At 59.4% G+C, this 18,926-nt stretch carries 12 protein-coding genes; 4 read left to right on the forward strand and 8 right to left on the reverse strand.

Features of this window, described 5'->3' with window-relative positions:
- Window positions 1-3: 3 nt before the first annotated feature.
- From P7644_RS03775 to P7644_RS03790, 4 genes are all read right to left on the reverse strand, one after another.
- Entirely contained in the window at window positions 4-1,380 is a 1,377-nt protein-coding gene (locus tag P7644_RS03775) for a DUF4910 domain-containing protein (RefSeq protein WP_404301672.1), read from the reverse strand.
- 10 nt (window positions 1,381-1,390) lie between these two features.
- Entirely contained in the window at window positions 1,391-2,086 is a 696-nt protein-coding gene (locus P7644_RS03780; protein WP_404301673.1) for a hypothetical protein, read from the reverse strand.
- A gap of 151 nt (window positions 2,087-2,237) precedes the next feature.
- Complete coding sequence (locus P7644_RS03785) at window positions 2,238-3,275, reverse strand: hypothetical protein (RefSeq protein ID WP_404301674.1); 1,038 nt, start codon at window positions 3,273-3,275, stop codon at window positions 2,238-2,240.
- A gap of 27 nt (window positions 3,276-3,302) precedes the next feature.
- Window positions 3,303-4,817: a lipopolysaccharide biosynthesis protein gene (locus P7644_RS03790; RefSeq protein ID WP_404301675.1), complete on the reverse strand. Its 1,515-nt coding sequence runs from the start codon at window positions 4,815-4,817 to the stop codon at window positions 3,303-3,305.
- Window positions 4,818-5,427: 610 nt separating this feature from the next.
- On the opposite strand from P7644_RS03790, the gene P7644_RS03795 reads away from it, so the two are divergent.
- Together P7644_RS03795 and P7644_RS03800 are read left to right on the forward strand one after the other, a co-directional pair.
- Entirely contained in the window at window positions 5,428-6,693 is a 1,266-nt protein-coding gene (locus tag P7644_RS03795; RefSeq protein ID WP_404301676.1) for a hypothetical protein, read from the forward strand.
- A gap of 168 nt (window positions 6,694-6,861) precedes the next feature.
- Window positions 6,862-8,121, forward strand: a complete 1,260-nt coding sequence (locus tag P7644_RS03800) for an IS4 family transposase (protein ID WP_404301677.1) — start codon at window positions 6,862-6,864, stop codon at window positions 8,119-8,121.
- A 56-nt stretch (window positions 8,122-8,177) separates the two neighbouring features.
- On the opposite strand, the gene P7644_RS03805 is transcribed toward P7644_RS03800, so the two are convergent.
- The 3 genes from P7644_RS03805 to P7644_RS03815 form a co-directional block, all read right to left on the reverse strand.
- Window positions 8,178-10,172, reverse strand: coding sequence for a hypothetical protein (locus P7644_RS03805; protein WP_404301678.1), 1,995 nt, complete (start codon window positions 10,170-10,172; stop codon window positions 8,178-8,180).
- Window positions 10,173-10,894: 722 nt separating this feature from the next.
- Window positions 10,895-12,148, reverse strand: a complete 1,254-nt coding sequence (locus tag P7644_RS03810) for an IS4 family transposase (protein WP_404299644.1) — start codon at window positions 12,146-12,148, stop codon at window positions 10,895-10,897.
- 180 nt (window positions 12,149-12,328) lie between these two features.
- Window positions 12,329-14,140, reverse strand: a complete 1,812-nt coding sequence (locus P7644_RS03815; RefSeq protein ID WP_404301679.1) for a hypothetical protein — start codon at window positions 14,138-14,140, stop codon at window positions 12,329-12,331.
- Between the two features lie 152 nt (window positions 14,141-14,292).
- Here P7644_RS03815 and P7644_RS03820 point away from each other — a divergent pair, with 152 nt between their 5' ends.
- A complete protein-coding gene (locus tag P7644_RS03820) occupies window positions 14,293-14,751 on the forward strand; it encodes a hypothetical protein (protein WP_404301680.1) in 459 nt (152 codons plus the stop codon).
- 949 nt (window positions 14,752-15,700) lie between these two features.
- On the opposite strand, the gene P7644_RS03825 is transcribed toward P7644_RS03820, so the two are convergent.
- Window positions 15,701-16,462 (reverse strand): DUF4114 domain-containing protein, encoded by a 762-nt coding sequence (locus P7644_RS03825; protein WP_404301681.1) that lies wholly within the window; start codon window positions 16,460-16,462, stop codon window positions 15,701-15,703.
- Between the two features lie 357 nt (window positions 16,463-16,819).
- Between P7644_RS03825 and prsK the strand changes: the two genes are divergently transcribed.
- Window positions 16,820-18,925: an XrtA/PEP-CTERM system histidine kinase PrsK gene (gene prsK, locus P7644_RS03830; protein ID WP_404301682.1), complete on the forward strand. Its 2,106-nt coding sequence runs from the start codon at window positions 16,820-16,822 to the stop codon at window positions 18,923-18,925.
- Window position 18,926: the final 1 nt, after the last annotated feature.

Below are 18,926 nucleotides of genomic sequence, written 5' to 3' on the forward strand. Positions count from 1 at the left end.
CGTTTAGCTCGTGTGTTGATGGAGGGGCAGATTGCGTTCGGGAATGGCGCAATGCTCCAGGCTCAGCGGCTGCGGCGACAGTAGGCCAGATTTTTCGGCCAGCTCTGCCGCATGCTGCAAGGTCGGAAAATCGAGTCCGGACATTTCGGAAATGTCCAGCAGGCTGTGCAATCCGTCCGAGTAATTCAGGACCCAAAGCAGGGCATGCTGCAATGCGCCGATGTTGGTATAGCCGCCCATCATCCGATAGAGGCCGCGCCGGCCCAGCTGGGGCTCGCCAAATGGCGCCAGGTTTTGATAGCGGCGATCGGACTCCAGCACGTGGAGGATTTGCATGATCCGGTGCAGAGAGTCCTGCAGATGCCCGGCTTGCACCAGATCGAGGTTGTCGGCCGAGGTGTGGTACTCGGCATAGGCGCCGTTGGGCGAGCGGGTGATGCGCCCGATGGGCAGGTTGATGCCCGGTGAACAGAACTGCCGCTCGTCGTAGCCCCAGGGGGAGAAGGGCAGGATGGTTCCGGGTTTCTCACCCTGACGCACGATATGCGCGGCCGCACGGTCGATGAGGGCAGAGCCGTGGCGTGAGCGCTTGTAGGTGATGCTGCCCGGGTCTCCGGCGACGGAGACAATGAGGCCAGCCTTGATCCTATCCAGACCTTCCTGATTTCGACTGAGCCAGGTGATGGACCCGATGGTGGCCGGTGCGAACACGAGGCGATAAGTCCAATTCAGGTGGCAGCGTCTGAGGTACTGGCCTAGGCTCGCCAGGAGCACTACCCCCGAGAGGTTGTCATTGCACAGAGAAGGGTGGCAAGTATGGGCGAACAGCAATACCTCGGTCGGACTGTTTCCTTGAATGACGCACTCTGCATAGCTCAGGCTACCTGGAAGCAGATCGGCATCAATGCAGACTTCGTATTCGCCTTCTTGCAGCGAGAGCAATTGCCGGTGTGTCAGGCAGAAGCCCCAGGACTCCTGGTAGTAACTGGTGCGGTACGGAATCCAATCGGGATGCTCGGGATCGCTGTGTAGGTGCTTTTTCAGTTCGGCCAGGCTCATTTGGCCATGTACGGGAGTGCTGTAACTGACTACATGCAGGTTGCAGCGTTTGAAGTCCACGATGCAGGCTCCCGCAGGATCCTTGATCCAGGCGCTGCGGATGGTCCATTCGTTGGGCACGGTCCAGTCGAAAACCTGCGTGCCGGTGGGCACTTCGTTGCGCTGGAGGGGTAGGAACTCCTGCAGGATGTCCAATGTCTGACGCACGCCAGGCCCAGTGATGCTGCGACAGATCGGGTAGAGGCGCTCCATCAGCGCATACATCCGGGCGCCGGCCTCGTCGGCCCCCAGTTGTTGTAGAAAATTCTGTAGCCGCTTCATGGTGCTTTGCTCAATAAGCCGCCTGGGTCCAGAGCATCGGGCGCTCGGGTCCCACCCACTCGGGGTGGTTTCCGCGGCCCGAGCGGTCCGCGATATCGTTCGGCGTCGGTCCTGTGTTCAGGTACCAGAGGCTTTGCCGGCCGTTTCTGGTGCTGCCAGGCAGGCGTGCCTCCTGCATCATTTCGTCCACCGAGAGGCAGGTTTCATAGACCTGGATGCAACCGAGAACGCCATGCCATACCTCCTTGCCGGGTGCCCAGGGTGCATCCCCCCAGGTCAGGGCTGGCCTAGGTGGTAGGGCATCGCCCCAATGCTCAGGGGCCGTGACGGTGATGCGATGCGGTGCGCTGGTCAGGGGCAGGTCCCAGTAGAACTCATGGTGCTTGCCAAGCGGGCTTGGCCACGCGCGAAAGCCCTGCACATGCCAGCGGCCATAGTCGACAGGCGCTCCCAGCAGATCGTCTTGCAGGATCGAAATCTCCCAGCGATGTTTGCTACCGGAAGGGGGCGGCTGAGGGTAGGGGTGTGCGCCATAGTAGGCATCTGCCGTACCCTGGTGCGTCCACACGAAGGTTCGCAGGTCATCTAGGCCATCATCATTGCCCCAGAAAAATGCGGTGTAGTAGCCGCTCTGGCGCCTGGGGAGAGCACGCCAGATATAGGTCGCCGGATAGATGGCCAGTGGCCGGGTGAAGCGAAACCGCATGGTCCCTCGTACCCCGGCGGACCCGGGAAAGTCCAGGCCTACCCTTGGCGGTGCGAATGTAGGAAAGGCATCGCTGCTGCAAGCGGCGCTGGCCAGCGAAGCAGTCGCCGCCGATGCGGCCAGGAAGTCGCGACGGCGCCAATGCATCTGTTTATCCTCCAGGGCCGTCCACGCGCCGCAGCCAGATTTCGCGCCAGTAGGTGTTCGAGGCGCGGGGGCAGCCGATGCGTTTGGATGTGCATTCAGCCCGGCAATACACGTCTTCAAGCTGGATGCAGGGATTTTTCATCTGCATCATTTCGCCCGTTTGTTCATTGATGAGTTTGTCCACGCGCATTTGCACGCGGTGGCGCTCACCGCAGTACTTGGACATCTCCATGTCGTAGCGCATGCCGCGATTCAAGCCTCCATGTGTGATGGTCTGGAGAATCTCGGCCATGGACTTGATCTCAACCCATTCGCCAGGTTGAAGATTGAGTGACGCGGTGGGCGTGGGGTGTCCTTCGGGGATCACGCCGCTGCCCAGGGGGTAGGGCTTTCCGCCGCGCCAACGCTGGAAATGATTAAAGCCGGAAATTAGTAGGCGGTATCCGAAACCGGCGTTCACCAGGTGGCGATAGCCTGCGAACAGGAGTAGCTTGGTCATGTGCCATGCACCATGGTTGCCGCTTACGACATCCCGGAGGTATTGGCGGACGTCCCACCAATGCAGCAATGTCGTGGCCTCATGAAGCGCCGTGGTTTGGCATATGTAAATGGGGGGCGACGATATGTCAGCGACGGGAGCCTTGGTATGGTGCTGCACGTCGGCTCGGGTGAGGCTCGCCGGTGGGGGGGGGGCAAGGGTATTGTCACCGGGGCGCTTGAGCCAAGCCTCCTTCCAGAAGAAGATGCAGTCTGCCATGCAGCCGCCGTGTTCTGCACCATTGCATCGCGCGTTCTCTAGATGCACCGCATTGCGCATGCGACGGCCGCCTGTTTTATGGATGTTGTCGCAGGTCTTATGGGCGGCCTTGAAAACACGTAAGCGCTGACCGCAGAAGGCGAACATTTCCGGCTGAAAGGGCAGATTGTCGAGGCGTGCTTTTTCGTCGAGTGTGCTTAGTATCTCGTCCGCCGATCGAACGACAACCCATTCACCCGCCCGCAGGCCTAATTTTTGTGGCCAACTGAATCCGGATTTGCTCACTGCCTCTGCCTCCCCTTCGTTCGGAACTCAGACCTGATTGGAGCTGGTGCGAAGCTTAAAACGCTGTGACCATTCTTTGATCATGCGTTGTCGCAGTATTTGCTCGGCGCCCGCAGGGCGCCCTGCAACATGCCACATCAGCAATATCGCAACGAGATAAGTACAAAGCGCCACGATGCTGCCCGCCACGAACCAGATGAGAATCGATGCGAAGCTCATGCCGACATAATATGAGGGAGTGATCCATTGCACCATCAGGATCAAACAGGCTGATGCGACCACGGGACGTGCTGCAATCTTGACAAAAAGAAGGGGGTGCAGCCCAAGACAGCGATGGAGTTGATGCAGATAAATTGGTGTGGACAGTAGCGAGGTCAGCAGCGCCGCGTAAGCGGCACCAATCACGCCAACGCTTCGGTCATGCAGAAAAATTCCTGCCAATAGCAACAGCAGCATCACCGTATATACGAGGTTGGCATACATCGCCCGTGCGGGAAATCCCCGGCCGATCAGCACGGCGCAAATTGACGAATGGAGCAGCACCAAGACTCCGTTGAAAGCCAGCAGCTGCATCAGCGGCACGGCACCCAGCCATTTGTTGCCCAACATGAGCGGCACCAGATAAGGGGCGAGGGCGTGAATGCTGGCGGCGATAGGCAGTGTCACGAGCGCGAGAATGCCGACCGCATTGGAGTAGGCGTCGGAAACAGCGACTTGGCTGCTCATGCGGGCAAAACCTGGTAGCAGTGCGCGATTGATCGGGGCTCCGATTTCCGTGGTGGGAAGATTGGCGAGCTCATAGGCGATGTTGTACGTGCCCAGCGAGGTGGCACCGGTCATGCGCCCGACGAAAAAATCGGCTCCCCGCTCCTTCAAAAATCCGGCAACGTTGTTGATCAGCAGCCAGCGAGAAAAAAACAGTAGTTCGCGTGCCTTGGAAAAATCGAGGCGGGGGCGGTACGGATGCATGAGGTAGCTGATAAGGGTGCCGCCGAGCTTGGAGACCAGGATGCCAACGACCAAGGCCCAGTAGCTGCGCAGCAGAAAGGCCAATGGGACGACGACGGAGAAACTGATGAGCTTGCGAAAGACCTGGAACTTGAACTCGCGTCGGAAGTTCAACTCCTTCAGAAAAGCCACGACGCCAATATTCTGTGCGCCCGTGAAAAGTGGACCAAATGCCAGTGCGACGACGACCCATGTCAGTTCCGGTCTTCTGTAGAACGTGGCAATGGGTACCGCCAGTGCAATCATGAGCAGCGTGATACATAGCCCCAACAATAGGCTGCAGGTCCATGCACTGTTGTAGTGATCGTGGGTGGCCGACTGGTTCTGAATGATGGCGGTATCGAAATTGAAGGCGCTCAGAAGCTCCGCCATGGCAATGAAGGACATTGCCATGGCCACCACGCCGAAGTCCTCGGGCATGAGGAGGCGGGCCAAGATCAATGTGCTGATCAAACCGAGGCCTCGCTCAATCAGCCTGAACAAAATCATCCAGATAGCCCCTTTGGCAATCTTGGTCTGAGTGCTGTGAGGCATGGCGCAGTGGTTTGGTATGGGGCTGGAAAGGCTCTGGGCCGCGTCAGGTGCGTAGGGTGATGATCTCAAAAATCATCGGACACTCCTTCCGCCGCTTAAGGGGCAGAATCCGGTCGAACGGCTTGCACAGACCTTGCCTGGATGCCATTTTTCCTCCTTTGTACGGCCGAATCTCTAGTACAGCAACCCGGAAGTGTCGAAACATGAAATCACGCCTTCGCCCGCATGACTGCGTTGCTCATCCTCGTAATAGCTACGGCTATTGCTGCGGTATGCGCCTTGTCCTGCGGACGAATCCATTGATTTCATTCTGTTCCTCTACTCCCTGGTGGCTGTACTAGCCAATGGGTTCTAAGCGTCTTTATGATCAACTGTTCAGCAACTATTTGCAACGGTAGTGTTACGCTAAATTGCTTGTGGGGCAGCTCCTTGCCAGGAGCATGACGTGGCAGGGTGCTCAGGGTGAAATTGCTTTCCAATGAGCCCTGAGCGCGAATTGATGTGCCACCACCGGCTCGAGGCAGCTTTGCGATGGTTGGAGCAAGTAGCATGCTCATCCCGACAGGTGCTGCCTGCCAAGGATGCCAACTGATAGTGGAGGGAGGTCAACTTGAAGACGTTCACCATTGCACGCATTCTTCGTGCCACATTGCACAGCCAGAGTTCGCGTGCCGCGTATTGGCGCGCGGCGACATTGGTGCGGGAAATTGGCGCATTGTTCAGGCCATGCAACCAGGCGTTCCGCAGGCAGGTCGTCAAAGAAATGAGTGCATATCTGATCTTGGGCACCAGACCGATTGAGGGTGAGGTGCAGATCCGCATGCGGTCCGCTGTGGACTGGATACTGCGAGCCCAAGCGGCGGCGGGCGACGGTGGGGTTGCACTCGGGTACTTCCCCTGTGACGACGGGGCTGCGGGATGGCGTGCGTCCTATCCCGAGACGACGGGCTACATCATCACGTCCCTGCTGGCTTATGCGAGCCGATTTGGCGATGCTGGGGTTGCCGAAGCGGCAATGCGCATGGCCTATTGGGAAGTGTCGGTTCAGATGGCCTCGGGGGCCGTGCAGGGTGGTGCCCTGTGCCCGCCGGAGCGTCAGACGGCTGCAGCTTTCAATACGGGCATGGTGCTCGACGGCTGGTGTTCCGCCTACGTGCATTCCGGGGATTCAAGAATCCTGGAGGCGGCTCGCAGTGCGGCGGATTTTCTGGTCCAGGATCTGGACGATCAGGGTTTTTTCAGGACCAATGGCTCTTTTGTCAGCACAGGGGAAGTCAAGACCTATACCTGCTTGTGCGCATGGGCGATCTATAGGTTTGGGGATATCACCAATGAAGAGCGCTATCACTACGCCGCAGTGCGCATCATAGAGGCGGCCGTGCGACAACAGCAGCCTAATGGCTGGTTTGCGCACAACTGCCTGAACCGGTCCGATGCACCGCTGACGCACACGATCGGATATACGTTGCAAGGGATTCTGGAGGTAGGCATGCTCGCGGGCAGGTCCGATTTCATCTCGGCAGTGGAACGTACGCTCGTGCAACTCCTGCCCAGGAGGTCTGTCGTTGGCTATCTGCCGGGACGGTTTTTTGCTGATTGGGAGCCAGCCTGCTTTTCTTCGTGTCTTACAGGCGCGGCGCAAATCGCTATCGTCTGCTACCGGTTCGCCGATCACACTGGCAAACTGGTGTACCGTGAGCATGCAGATCAGTTGGTGAACTATCTCAAGGCGCACCAGCAGATGCAATCGGACAATCCGGCAATGGAGGGTGCGCTTGCCGGCTCTTACCCCTTGTTTGGAGGCTATATGCGCGCAGGCTATCCCAACTGGGCCACAAAATACCTGCTGGATGCGTTGATGCTGCAAGGAGCCTGAGGTCTGCTCCGCAGAAAAGGCTCCCGAAGGATAATGCCAGTCAGTTAAGACAGCAGATCGCCACAGGCGGGTAAAAAGGGAGCATGTTCGTCATGCTCCCTTTTTCGTTTGACTTCCGTACTGCAAAACTCCTTGGATGAGAGCTGGGCAGGGTTGCCCGCTCACGCGATGACTGAGTTGGGCGCGCTGATTGATCCACTGTGGATCGAGCAAGCACTGCATGCCAGCGGCAAGGCATCCATACGTCGGCGCAAGCTGCCTGCAGATCACGCCATCTGGCTGGTCATTGGACTGGCCTTGTTTCGCCACATGCCCATGTGGCAGGTGGTGCAGGAGATGGCCTTGACCCTTGAGGGGCAAGAGTTACCAGCTCCCAGCAGCAGCGTGCAGGTTCGCCAGCGGCTGGGCTCGCAACCCTTGGAGCACTTGTTTGCGCTGCTCACGCAGGCCTGGGGCAGATCGCATCCCGTGCACGAAGAGCGCTTGCGCTTGCGCGTGCTGGCCGTCGATGGCGTTGTCTGGTCTGCGCCCAACAGCGCAGACAACCGCCAAGTGCTGGGAAGTGGTCAGACGCAGTACGGTCCCCAGCCCTGGCCCATGGTGCGGGCTGTGTGCCTGCTGGACACCGATAGCCACGAACTACTCGATGCACAACTGGGTGACTACACCCAAGGGGAGCTGACGCTTGCTGCTGGGCTGCGTGGCCTGGATCACTCCATCACTTTGTTTGACCGGGCGTACTTCTCTGCGGCATTCCTGCTCGACTGGCAGGGCGCAGGCGAGCAACGCCACTGGCTCATGCGGGCCAGAGACAACTTGCGCCATGAAGTCGTGCAATGTCTGGGCGCGGGTGACTGGTTGATCCGCATGCCCATCTCGCAGCGTGCCAGGAAACTTTGCCCCGAACTGCCAAGCCACTGGCAAGCGCGCCTGATCCAGACCGAGGTGCAAGGCAAGAGCAGGCGCTTCATCACCTCGATGCTCGACTCCGAACGCTTTGGCGCATCGCAACTGGCACAGATGTATTGCCAGCGCTGGGAGATTGAACTTGGCTTTCGTGAGATCAAGCAGTCGCTGCAACAGGGCGCAGGCGTGCTGCGCAGCAAGCAGCCGGAGTTGGTCAAACAGGAGGTCTGGGGCGTATTGATTGCGCATACCTTGCTCAGGCGCTGGATGCGCTTGATGGCCCAGCATGTGAAGGTTGAGCCGGTACGCATCAGCTTCCACACAGCCAAGCATGCCATCATTGGCGCACTCAACACCGTGCATCTGGCTCGCGCGGGAGCATTGCCGAGACACCTGCAACTGCTGCTTGAACAGGCACGCTACTTCGTACTTCCTGCACGCCGTAGCGGGCGAAGCTTCCCGCGTGAGGTCAAGCGATCTCGCAGCAAGTTCCCCACAAAGAAAATGCCAGCAAGCTCTTAACTGACTGGCATTATCCCGAAGGAGCCTTTGGCTGGAAGGGTGAGTTCAGGGCTGGCTCATCGCGGGATGATGGCCCAGGTGGGATCGGTAGTGAACGCAGCATCCATCTTGGGTGTCATGGTCTTCCACTTGGCATAGGCGGACGCTGCATTGGCCACGCCGGCGTTGGCGGCGGCGCCCAGCATGGCGCGGATGTAGGCTGCGTAACCTGCAGCATCGTCGGGATAGCCCTCGACGCCCATGCTGGAGCAGGCGGCGCTGTTTATGTCAGGGTAATTCACGCTGAACAATGCGCTCCAGCTGGTGATGAATTTGCCACTGCTATCGCGGATCATCCAGTAGTAGCCGGGGGCCTGCGCGGCGCAGAAGCCGTTGGCCTCGTTGGTCAAGCGGCCCACGTTGAACTTGCTGAACCAGTCCAGCACCTCCTTGGCCTTGGGCTCGCCGGCTTCGGCCAGGCGGCTGAAGACAATGCCGACGAAGTCGTTCTGCCAAGGCCCGGTCTTACCGAATTCATCGGGTTTCTCGATGGCGCCCAGGGGCGAATTGCTGGAGTTGTTGACATAGTTTGCGGCGAACCAGTCGATGTTCTTGGCCAGCACATTGCGGAACAGGCCCTTCATGGCGTGGTTGTCGGGCAAGGCGTGGGCCGCCTCGCTGATGGAACGCAGTATCCAGGCCTGGCCACGGATCTGCTCCCACTTGACCAAGCCGTCACCGCGATTGCGGTATTCGGGATTGCCGTAGGCCATGTTCCAGCTGCCCCAGAACATGATCTCGTCCTGGTAGAAGGCATCGCCCGTGATCAGATACGGGATATAGGCCAGGGACGGCTGGTGGGACTGATCGGGATCCCAAATGGTGGAGCCGGTGGCGGCTGGAATGGTAGGAGTCGAGCTGCCGTAGCCGACAGAGACGCTGGGATACTTCTCGATGCTCAGAGGCTGATCGGTGCTCTCATCGCGGTAATGCACCGGAATGCCGCCTGCAGCGTCGGCATTGGCCAAGAGGCTGGCGCGGGTGCGATCGTCCTGGGTCACCAGATACAGGGCGGCCCAGCGTGGCAGCGGGCCGATGTCGGCGCGCCCCCCCGTGCTAGGGAAGTACGGCGCGATGTATGCGGGGCCCATCGGCTTGGTATCGGCCTTGGCCAGCGAGGCGGCATCGGCCGCTAGCACGGTCTCGGGCACCTTCAGGCTCAGGTCATAGTTCCAGGTGATGCGGCTGGCCATGAAATAGGGCATGTGGTGGCGCAGGCGGTTGGTGGGTTGTGCGCCGCCGGTCCACAACACCTTGTGCCAGCGGGCGTGGTGGTTGTGGGTGAACTTGGGTTGGGTGTGCAGCACCGTGCCATTGCGCTTGATGCTCAGGTCATAGGTGATGTTGCCTGGGCCGGAAGTGAATGTGCGCGTGTTTTCCAGCACCACATCGGTGCGGATGCGGTTGCCGCTATCGTACAGGCCGGTATGCAGGCGAGCCGTCAGGTGCGGGTGTACGGCGCCGGTGGCCTTGTTTTTGAACTGTGCGACCACGGTGTACTCGGAGGCTACGGGGCCACTCAGGCGGCGGCCGGTGCCATTGGCGATCTGGTTCTGCAGCTGAGCCTGGGGCTGAGCCACGAAGGTGCCGGTCACGTTGCCGCTGCCGTCATACACCTTGGCCTCCAGTTCCAGGTTCCAGTCCGGGTTGGCTGGCACGTTGGGCGTGTTGCTGGTTTTGGAGCCGCGGTAGAGGTTGATGATGCGCGTCTCGCCGGGCTGTACGTTGGCTAGCTGAGCGCTGAGTACGGCAAAGCGGGCGGAGCCATCGCGGTGCGAAGAGATCTCGTCGGTTTGCAGAGGGATGGTCGTGCTGCCTACCTTGGCCACGAGGCCCTGGGTTGCGGGAAGCCAATCGCCGGCCTTGAAGGGCTGGCCGAACGTGACGGGCAGGCTGGCCTGAGCCTGCGAGGCGGATGCGGTGATCTCGACGCAGGTGAGGGCATCGGATGCGCAGCTGAAGGGACCGGCCGCTGGTGTGGAGGGGAGTACGGGGATGGGGGCTACCGGCAATTCTGCGGAGTTGGAGTCGGAGCCGGCAGTTGCGCTGCTGCCGCCGCCTCCGCAAGCCGATAAGGCAGCTGCGAAAAGCAAGTTCGTAAAACCACTGCGACAACTGTTCCTATGGATGTACTTTTGAAGTTCGGCAATGCTCATAAAAATCCTATTTATGCGTTGATGGGGCAGGGTATGTGCAGGTAAAAGCCATACGCCATCGGAGGGCAACATCCTGGCATCAGGGCGGCTTGAGTGATGTTGAGGGGCGCCAAGCTGTGCAAAGCGCCGGGCACATGACATTGGCGGCCATTAAAGAGGCAAGGCCGTTGCGCCCCAAGATTTGTGCAATTGTCCGGGGGAGGGAAAACCCAGGCGCAACTGCTTGTTAGCGTCTCATCTTCGCGTTGGATGCCGTTTGCAATATCCGGGATCGCATGGCTGCACGCAAAATCCTATAGCACATAGCCCAGTCAGGTTGGTTGCTGCAAGGAACTGTCGCCGGATCGGGTGGGGTATGGGAGCATGCCTACATCCTGGATGCGCAGACAGGTGGGCATGCCGTCATAGACTGCAGAAAATACGCACCACTGCGTTTTTTGCAACGCCTTAATACAAATTGGCGTGTCGGCCGGGGTGAGCGTGGCCGCAGTCTCAAGGCTGGCCACGCACCAAACAGCTCAGGCGGATGTTTTCCACCCCGCCACAAAAAAAGGCTCCCGAAGGATAATGCCAGTCAGTTAAGAGCTTGCTGGCATTTTCTTTGTGGGGAACTTGCTGCGAGATCGCTTGACCTCACGCGGGAAGCTTCGCCCGCTACGGCGTGCAGGAAGTACGAAGTAGCGGGCCTGTTCAAGCAGCAGTTGCAGGTGTCTCGGCAATGCTCCCGCGCGAGCCAGATGCACGGTGTTGAGTGCGCCAATGATGGCATGCTTGGCTGTGTGGAAGCTGATGCGTACCGGCTCAACCTTCACATGCTGGGCCATCAAGCGCATCCAGCGCCTGAGCAAGGTATGCGCAATCAATACGCCCCAGACCTCCTGTTTGACCAACTCCGGCTGCTTGCTGCGCAGCACGCCTGCGCCCTGTTGCAGCGACTGCTTGATCTCACGAAAGCCAAGTTCAATCTCCCAGCGCTGGCAATACATCTGTGCCAGTTGCGATGCGCCAAAGCGTTCGGAGTCGAGCATCGAGGTGATGAAGCGCCTGCTCTTGCCTTGCACCTCGGTCTGGATCAGGCGCGCTTGCCAGTGGCTTGGCAGTTCGGGGCAAAGTTTCCTGGCACGCTGCGAGATGGGCATGCGGATCAACCAGTCGCCCGCGCCCAGACATTGCACGACTTCATGGCGCAAGTTGTCTCTGGCCCGCATGAGCCAGTGGCGTTGCTCGCCTGCGCCCTGCCAGTCGAGCAGGAATGCCGCAGAGAAGTACGCCCGGTCAAACAAAGTGATGGAGTGATCCAGGCCACGCAGCCCAGCAGCAAGCGTCAGCTCCCCTTGGGTGTAGTCACCCAGTTGTGCATCGAGTAGTTCGTGGCTATCGGTGTCCAGCAGGCACACAGCCCGCACCATGGGCCAGGGCTGGGGACCGTACTGCGTCTGACCACTTCCCAGCACTTGGCGGTTGTCTGCGCTGTTGGGCGCAGACCAGACAACGCCATCGACGGCCAGCACGCGCAAGCGCTCTTCGTGCACGGGATGCGATCTGCCCCAGGCCTGCGTGAGCAGCGCAAACAAGTGCTCCAAGGGTTGCGAGCCCAGCCGCTGGCGAACCTGCACGCTGCTGCTGGGAGCTGGTAACTCTTGCCCCTCAAGGGTCAAGGCCATCTCCTGCACCACCTGCCACATGGGCATGTGGCGAAACAAGGCCAGTCCAATGACCAGCCAGATGGCGTGATCTGCAGGCAGCTTGCGCCGACGTATGGATGCCTTGCCGCTGGCATGCAGTGCTTGCTCGATCCACAGTGGATCAATCAGCGCGCCCAACTCAGTCATCGCGTGAGCGGGCAACCCTGCCCAGCTCTCATCCAAGGAGTTTTGCAGTACGGAAGTCAAACGAAAAAGGGAGCATGACGAACATGCTCCCTTTTTACCCGCCTGTGGCGATCTGCTATCTTAACTGACTGGCATTATCCCGAAGGAGCCTTTGGCTGGAAGGATGGGCTCAGGGTTGGCTCATCGTGGGGTGATGGCCCAGGTGGGATCGGTAGTGAACGCAGCATCCATCTTGGGTGTCATGGTCTTCCACTTGGCATAGGCGGACGCTGCATTGGCCACGCCGGCGTTGGCGGCGGCGCCCAGCATGGCGCGGATGTAGGCTGCGTAACCCGCGGCATCGTCGGGGTATCCGCCATCGGCCAGGCTCGAGCACGATGTGCTGCTCATGCCGGAATAGTTCTGGCTGAACAATGCGCTCCAGCTGGTGATGAATTTGCCACTGCTATCGCGGATCATCCAGTAGTAGCCGGGGGCCTGCGCGGCGCAGAAGCCGTTGGCCTCGTTGGTCAAGCGGCCCACGTTGAACTTGCTGAACCAGTCCAGCACCTCCTTGGCCTTGGGCTCGCCGGCTTCGGCCAGGCGGCTGAAGACAATGCCGACGAAGTCGTTCTGCCAAGGCCCGGTCTTACCGAATTCATCGGGTTTCTCGATGGCGCCCAGGGGCGAATTGCTGGAGTTGTTGACATAGTTTGCGGCGAACCAGTCGATGTTCTTGGCCAGCACATTGCGGAACAGGCCCTTCATGGCGTGGTTGTCGGGCAAGGCGTGGGCCGCCTCGCTGATGGAGCGCAGTATCCAGGCCTGGCCACGGATCTGCTCCCACTTGACCAAGCCGTCACCGCGATTGCGGTATTCGGGATTGCCGTAGGCCATGTTCCAGCTGCCCCAGAACATGATCTCGTCCTGGTAGAAGGCATCGCCCGTGATCAGATACGGGATATAGGCCAGGGACGGCTGGTGGGACTGATCGGGATCCCAAATGGTGGAGCCGGTGGCGGCTGGAATGGTAGGAGTCGAGCTGCCGTAGCCGACAGAGACGCTGGGATACTTCTCGATGCTCAGAGGCTGATCGGTGCTCTCATCGCGGTAATGCACCGGAATGCCGCCTGCAGCGTCGGCATTGGCCAAGAGGCTGGCGCGGGTGCGATCGTCCTGGGTCACCAGATACAGGGCGGCCCAGCGTGGCAGCGGGCCGATGTCGGCGCGCCCCCCCGTGCTAGGGAAGTACGGCGCGATGTATGCGGGGCCCATCGGCTTGGTATCGGCCTTGGCCAGCGAGGCGGCATCGGCCGCTAGCACGGTCTCGGGCACCTTCAGGCTCAGGTCATAGTTCCAGGTGATGCGGCTGGCCATGAAATAGGGCATGTGGTGGCGCAGGCGGTTGGTGGGTTGTGCGCCGCCGGTCCACAACACCTTGTGCCAGCGGGCGTGGTGGTTGTGGGTGAACTTGGGTTGGGTGTGCAGCACCGTGCCATTGCGCTTGATGCTCAGGTCATAGGTGATGTTGCCTGGGCCGGAAGTGAATGTGCGCGTGTTTTCCAGCACCACATCGGTGCGGATGCGGTTGCCGCTATCGTACAGGCCGGTATGCAGGCGAGCCGTCAGGTGCGGGTGTACGGCGCCGGTGGCCTTGTTTTTGAACTGTGCGACCACGGTGTACTCGGAGGCTACGGGGCCACTCAGGCGGCGGCCGGTGCCATTGGCGATCTGGTTCTGCAGCTGAGCCTGGGGCTGGGCCACGAAGGTGCCGGTCACGTTGCCGCTGCCGTCATACACCTTGGCCTCCAGTTCCAGGTTCCAGTCCGGGTTGGCTGGCACGTTGGGCGTGTTGCTGGTTTTGGAGCCGCGGTAGAGGTTGATGATGCGCGTCTCGCCGGGCTGTACGTTGGCTAGCTGAGCGCTGAGTACGGCAAAGCGGGCGGAGCCATCGCGGTGCGAAGAGATCTCGTCGGTTTGCAGAGGGATGGTCGTGCTGCCTACCTTGGCCACGAGACCCTGGGTTGCGGGAAGCCAATCGCCGGCCTTGAAGGGCTGGCCGAACGTGACGGGCAGGCTGGCCTGAGCCTGCGAGGCGGATGCGGTGATCTCGACGCAGGTGAGGGCATCGGATGCGCAGCTGAAGGGACCGGCTATCGGAGCTGGTGCAGGAGCTGGTGCGGGAGCAGGAGCTGGTGCAGGTGCGGGTGCGGGTGCAGGTGCAGGTGCGGGTGCGGGTGCGGGTGCGGGTGCGGGTGCGGGTGCGGGTGCGGGTGCAGGTGCGGGTGCGGGTGCAGGTGCAGGTGCAGGTGCAGGTGCAGGTGCAGGTGCAGGTGCTGGTGCTGGTGCTGGTGCTGGTGCTGGTGCTGGTGCTGGTGCTGGTGCTGGTGCTGGTGCTGGTGCTGGTGCTGGTGCTGGTGCTGGTGCTGGTGCAGGTGCAGGTGCAGGTGCAGGTGCAGGTGCAGGTGCAGGTGCAGGTGCAGGAGTCGGAGTCGGAGTCGGAGTCGGAGTCGGAGTCGGAGTCGGAGTCGGGTTTGATGGCCTCGACGGGCGCCAGCGGTCAAGCTCAATGTCGGTCATCGACCCATCGCTGTTGCTGCCGCCGCCGCAAGCGGAGAGGGTAGCCAAAACAAGCAGAGCTGTAAGACTTTTGCTGTAATTATTTCTAAATGTGCGCTTCTGGGGTGGTGTAGGACTCATGAAGGCTTTCGCTGTTTGATTTGAAGGCTGTGTTTGCAGGCATGCAATGGCGCGCGGCCATAGGAAGCACCCTGGTTCAGGCGAATTCGGGGTGGCCCATATCGTTTGGTGTCCTTGTCGGAAGGTATTAGCTACCGATTAGGAAGGGGGCTATCTCGAATGGGGTGAATTATCAGAACGCAAGCTGCGATTTATGTAGCAAAATGTGTTAAATGTTTTTTTATATTATTTTAAATAGTGTGTTAGGGCATCATGTTTTGCAGAGAAAGAGCAGCTGAGGCATATCCAGGTGGAGAAGATCCTCAATTCAGATGTGCTGAACAAGGCCGTTGTCTCAAGGGCTGGCGCATGCAGTCATCTTTTGTGTAGCATCCTATTTAATGTAGATGCTGGGTTTCTGATGTTTATCCCTTTATTTTCAGGCGAGGTTCGAGATGAGGTCAGGACCTTGGTTTTGCTGCTTTCCCCAAACATGGGGCAGAAGATCCCCATCACCACCCTATCTAGCGAGAGGAAGAGCTGAAACGCCTTGCCTAATAAGCGTTTTCTACTATCAAAAAAGTGTGCTTATGTCAGACATTGGGGATGATTGCTGAGCGTGCGAGTTTGTCGGGGAGTTGGGTGGTGAAGGAGGGTTATCCCTTGATGTTTCGAAGTGTATGGTAAAAAAAGATACAATTATTTTCATTTGATGGTGTCTTGGACTCGGTTTTGATTCCAGCTGCGCGAGATAGACCTGCACGAGGATTGAGTCTTGCAGCAAAATCCGTCAATCACGCGGTCGCACACCTGTCCACCATGTGTCCGGTCCATACATGGCCAACAAAAAAAGGTGGCCAAAGCCACCTTTGATGCGTCAGCAAGGTGCCGGGCTTAGCCGATAGTCTTTTGCTTGCGGCGTGCGACAGCCACCAAGCCGGCCAGCCCAAGGCCCAGCAGTGCCAGCGAGCCGGGCTCCGGTACCTGTGTCACCGACTCCACGTAGACGACCATGTCGTTGTAGTCCTTGTCCGATCCGTTAGACAAGGAGGTGTCCTCCCAAGCCAGGATATAGCTGGATGGGCCCCAAACGCCTGATGCGTTGTCCGGCAGCTGGATGGTGTCGCCATCGCCACGGTAGCTCACCATTTGCGTGTTCCCGTTGTTTTGGCTGCTCAGTGAATAGAACGTGCCATTGGGGCCGTCCAGGTAGTAGCCAAAGGTGGCAGAAGAGAACTGTACCCACGTATTGGTGCCCAACAGCCTGAACCGGTTCAAGCTGTTTGACTTAACACCGACGGTGTCACCCTGGAGGGTGCCGCCGGAAAACAGTTGCAGTTTGGTTGCTGTGTTGCCGGAGTCGTAAATGCCAAAGGAGTTGAAGCCTGCATTTCCGGCGAACTGAATGATCATGGTGGCAATAGAACCGCCAGAGGCTTCGATCTGGAACAGTTCCGCTCCGGATTGGTCGGTGTTGACCTTGGGCGCTGCCGAGACAGGCGAGCAAGCCGGGCTGGAGCCCACGGCGGTGCAGCCATACAGGCTATCGATGATGGTTTGCAGTGGCGTCTCGGGGCCGGGTAAAACAGGTGCGGCAAGGGTGTTGGCAGACACTGCAAGGACTGCAGAGGCGGCCAGGGTTTGAAGTGATTTCATGATGGCTCTCTCCAAATAAATGTTTTGAGTTGTTTGCTTCGAAAGAAAGCATGATGCGTGCCACTTATTGAAATCAATGACTTGTGCAGCAGTGGTTGTCGTCGTGTAAAAAAAACTGACGGGTTCTAGGCGTGCCATCAATCAATTCCGCCACGCGAAAAGTGGCCGGGCGGTGCAGTGCTAGGCGCGGTGAGTGTCGCGTCGTGCTCCAGTCTCGCGCCTATGGCGCCACGGCCAGTCCGCGGGCCTTTCTGAGGCATCCTGGATGCGTGGAGATGCTGGTGTAAGCGCAAGCCGCGCACTATGCTGCGGCTGTTGCTTGATGTATGACCTTCAATCGGAGGGGTGGCGGGACAGATGGAAATAATTCGCCACGTTGCAATGAATAGCACTCAAGACGCTGTCTTCTATTGGGGCTGGGCCTGGGCCGCGGGTGCGTATGCCCTGATGTTCCTGCGCTTGATCAGCCAGCAGCATTTGAGGACGGAGGACGCACGCATTGCCGCGGTGATGCTGGCAGCCTCGGTATTCACCATCGTCTGGAGTGGGTGCAGTTTGCTGGCGTTGACTGTCAACCCGGCGTGGTGGCTTGCCGCACAGGCGGCCGACATTTTGCGTTACCTGTGCTGGGGGGGCTTTGTCGCCTTGTTTTTCAGGCCCAACGCTGGTGGGGGCGATGGCCGTTGGCGCCGCAGGTGGTTGGGGGGGGCTGCGGTGGGCTTGCTGGGCGCGCCGGCGCTGGTCATCAGCGTGCACCTACTTGCTGGCGCCAAGGGGCACGCTTTTCTGATGGTTTTGCTAGCAATCGCGGAACTGGTGCTGCTGGAACAATTGATTCGCAATTTGCCCGAGGATTCGCTGTGGAGTGCCAAGCCCGTGTGCCTGGGGCTCGCGGGCACCTTCCTGTTTGACCTGTACCTCTTCTCACAAGGGGTGCTGTTCCAGGTCATTGATCCTGACGCACTCAGCGTGAGGCCTTTTGTGCATGCCTTGATGGTGCCGCTGTTGTTGTGGGCCACGACACGACATCGCAACTGGATCGCCAAGATCCATGTGTCACGCAAGGTCATATTCCATTCCGCGACCCTGGTGCTCGTGGGCCTGTATTTGCTCTTCATGGCCGGTGTTGGCTACTACGTGCGCTATTTCGGTGGCGCTTGGGGAGGGGCCTTGCAGCTGGGGCTGGTTTTTGTGGCCTTGGTGCTGGCAATGGCGGTGGCGCTTTCGGGTTCCTTGCGGGCCACACTGCGGGTGTTCCTGGGAAAGCATTTTTTTCGCTATCGCTTTGACTACCGTGAAGAATGGTTGAAATTCACCGCTACGTTGTCGAGCCAGGATCATTCTCAGGATGCAGGCAAAAATGTGATCCGTGGCCTTGCGGACATGCTTGAAAGCCCGGCTGGTGCGTTGTGGCTGCTGCGTCCGGACGATGATCGGTATCGACAGATGGCGCGGTGGAATCTGGCGGCGGCCACCCAGACCCTGGACCGGGATGCCGAGCTGCCGAGATTCATGCGATCCACGGGCTGGGTGGTCAACTTGGACGAATGGCATGCCTCGCCATCGCTCTACCAGAACATGCGCGTGCCCGACTGGCTGGCCGAATACCCCCAGGCCTGGCTGCTGGTGCCGTTGTGGCAGGGCAAGGAATTACTCGGATTTGTCTTGCTGGCCAGTCCGCGCACGCGGGTGGATGTGAATTGGGAGGTGATTGATCTTTTGAAGACGGCGGGACGACAGGCGGCGAGCATCCTGGCACAAATGCAGGTCACCGAGGCGTTGCTTGAATCGCGCAAGTTCGAGGCATTCAGCCGCATGTCGGCCTTTGTGGTGCATGACCTGAAGAATATCGTTGCCCAGTTGTCTCTCATGGTCAAAAACGCCAAGCGGCTACAGAACAATCCAGAGTTTCAGGCCGACATGCTGATGACCGTGGAGAACTCGCTGGAGCGCATGCGTCAATTGATGCTGCAGCTGCGCGAGGGGGCAGCATCCGGCGCCACGGCCGTGGGCGTGGATTTGGGCAAGATCGCCGAGCGGCTGGCAGCCAACGCATCGCACAGGGGGCGCAGCGTTCATGTGGACGTTTCGTCACAGGTTTTTACCCGTGGACATGCCGATCGTTTGGAGCGCATCATTGGCCATCTGGTGCACAACGCTCTGGATGCGACCGATGGCACTGAGCGCGTGTGGGTGAAGGTGGATCGTTACGGCAGCCATGCCCGTGTCGAAGTGGGTGATGAGGGCCAGGGGATGACCGAAGAATTTATCCAGACGCGTTTGTTCAAACCTTTTCAGACGACCAAAGAATCAGGCATGGGTATCGGCACTTACGAGAGTTTTCAGTATGTGCAGGAGTTGGGGGGGAAGGTTTCTGTGGACAGCCAGGTGGGGAGGGGCACCGTAGTGGGTCTTTTGCTCCCCTTGATTGACATCAGTCGCGACTCCGATTTGCAGCTGTAGG

This window comes from Alicycliphilus denitrificans (assembly GCF_044792555.1).
In the GTDB taxonomy this organism is placed as follows: Bacteria; Pseudomonadota; Gammaproteobacteria; order Burkholderiales; family Burkholderiaceae_C; genus Alicycliphilus; species Alicycliphilus denitrificans_A.

Bases quoted from the DNA above. Each gene is read 5' to 3' on its own strand.
- P7644_RS03825 (WP_404301681.1), bottom strand. From the start codon at position 16,462: ATGAAATCACTTCAAACCCTGGCCGCCTCTGCAGTCCTTGCAGTGTCT.
- P7644_RS03800 (WP_404301677.1), top strand. From the start codon at position 6,862: ATGACTGAGTTGGGCGCGCTGATTGATCCACTGTGGATCGAGCAAGCA.
- prsK (WP_404301682.1), top strand. From the start codon at position 16,820: ATGGAAATAATTCGCCACGTTGCAATGAATAGCACTCAAGACGCTGTC.
- P7644_RS03790 (WP_404301675.1), bottom strand. From the start codon at position 4,817: ATGCCTCACAGCACTCAGACCAAGATTGCCAAAGGGGCTATCTGGATG.
- P7644_RS03810 (WP_404299644.1), bottom strand. From the start codon at position 12,148: ATGACTGAGTTGGGCGCGCTGATTGATCCACTGTGGATCGAGCAAGCA.
- P7644_RS03780 (WP_404301673.1), bottom strand. From the start codon at position 2,086: ATGCGGTTTCGCTTCACCCGGCCACTGGCCATCTATCCGGCGACCTAT.
- P7644_RS03775 (WP_404301672.1), bottom strand. From the start codon at position 1,380: ATGAAGCGGCTACAGAATTTTCTACAACAACTGGGGGCCGACGAGGCC.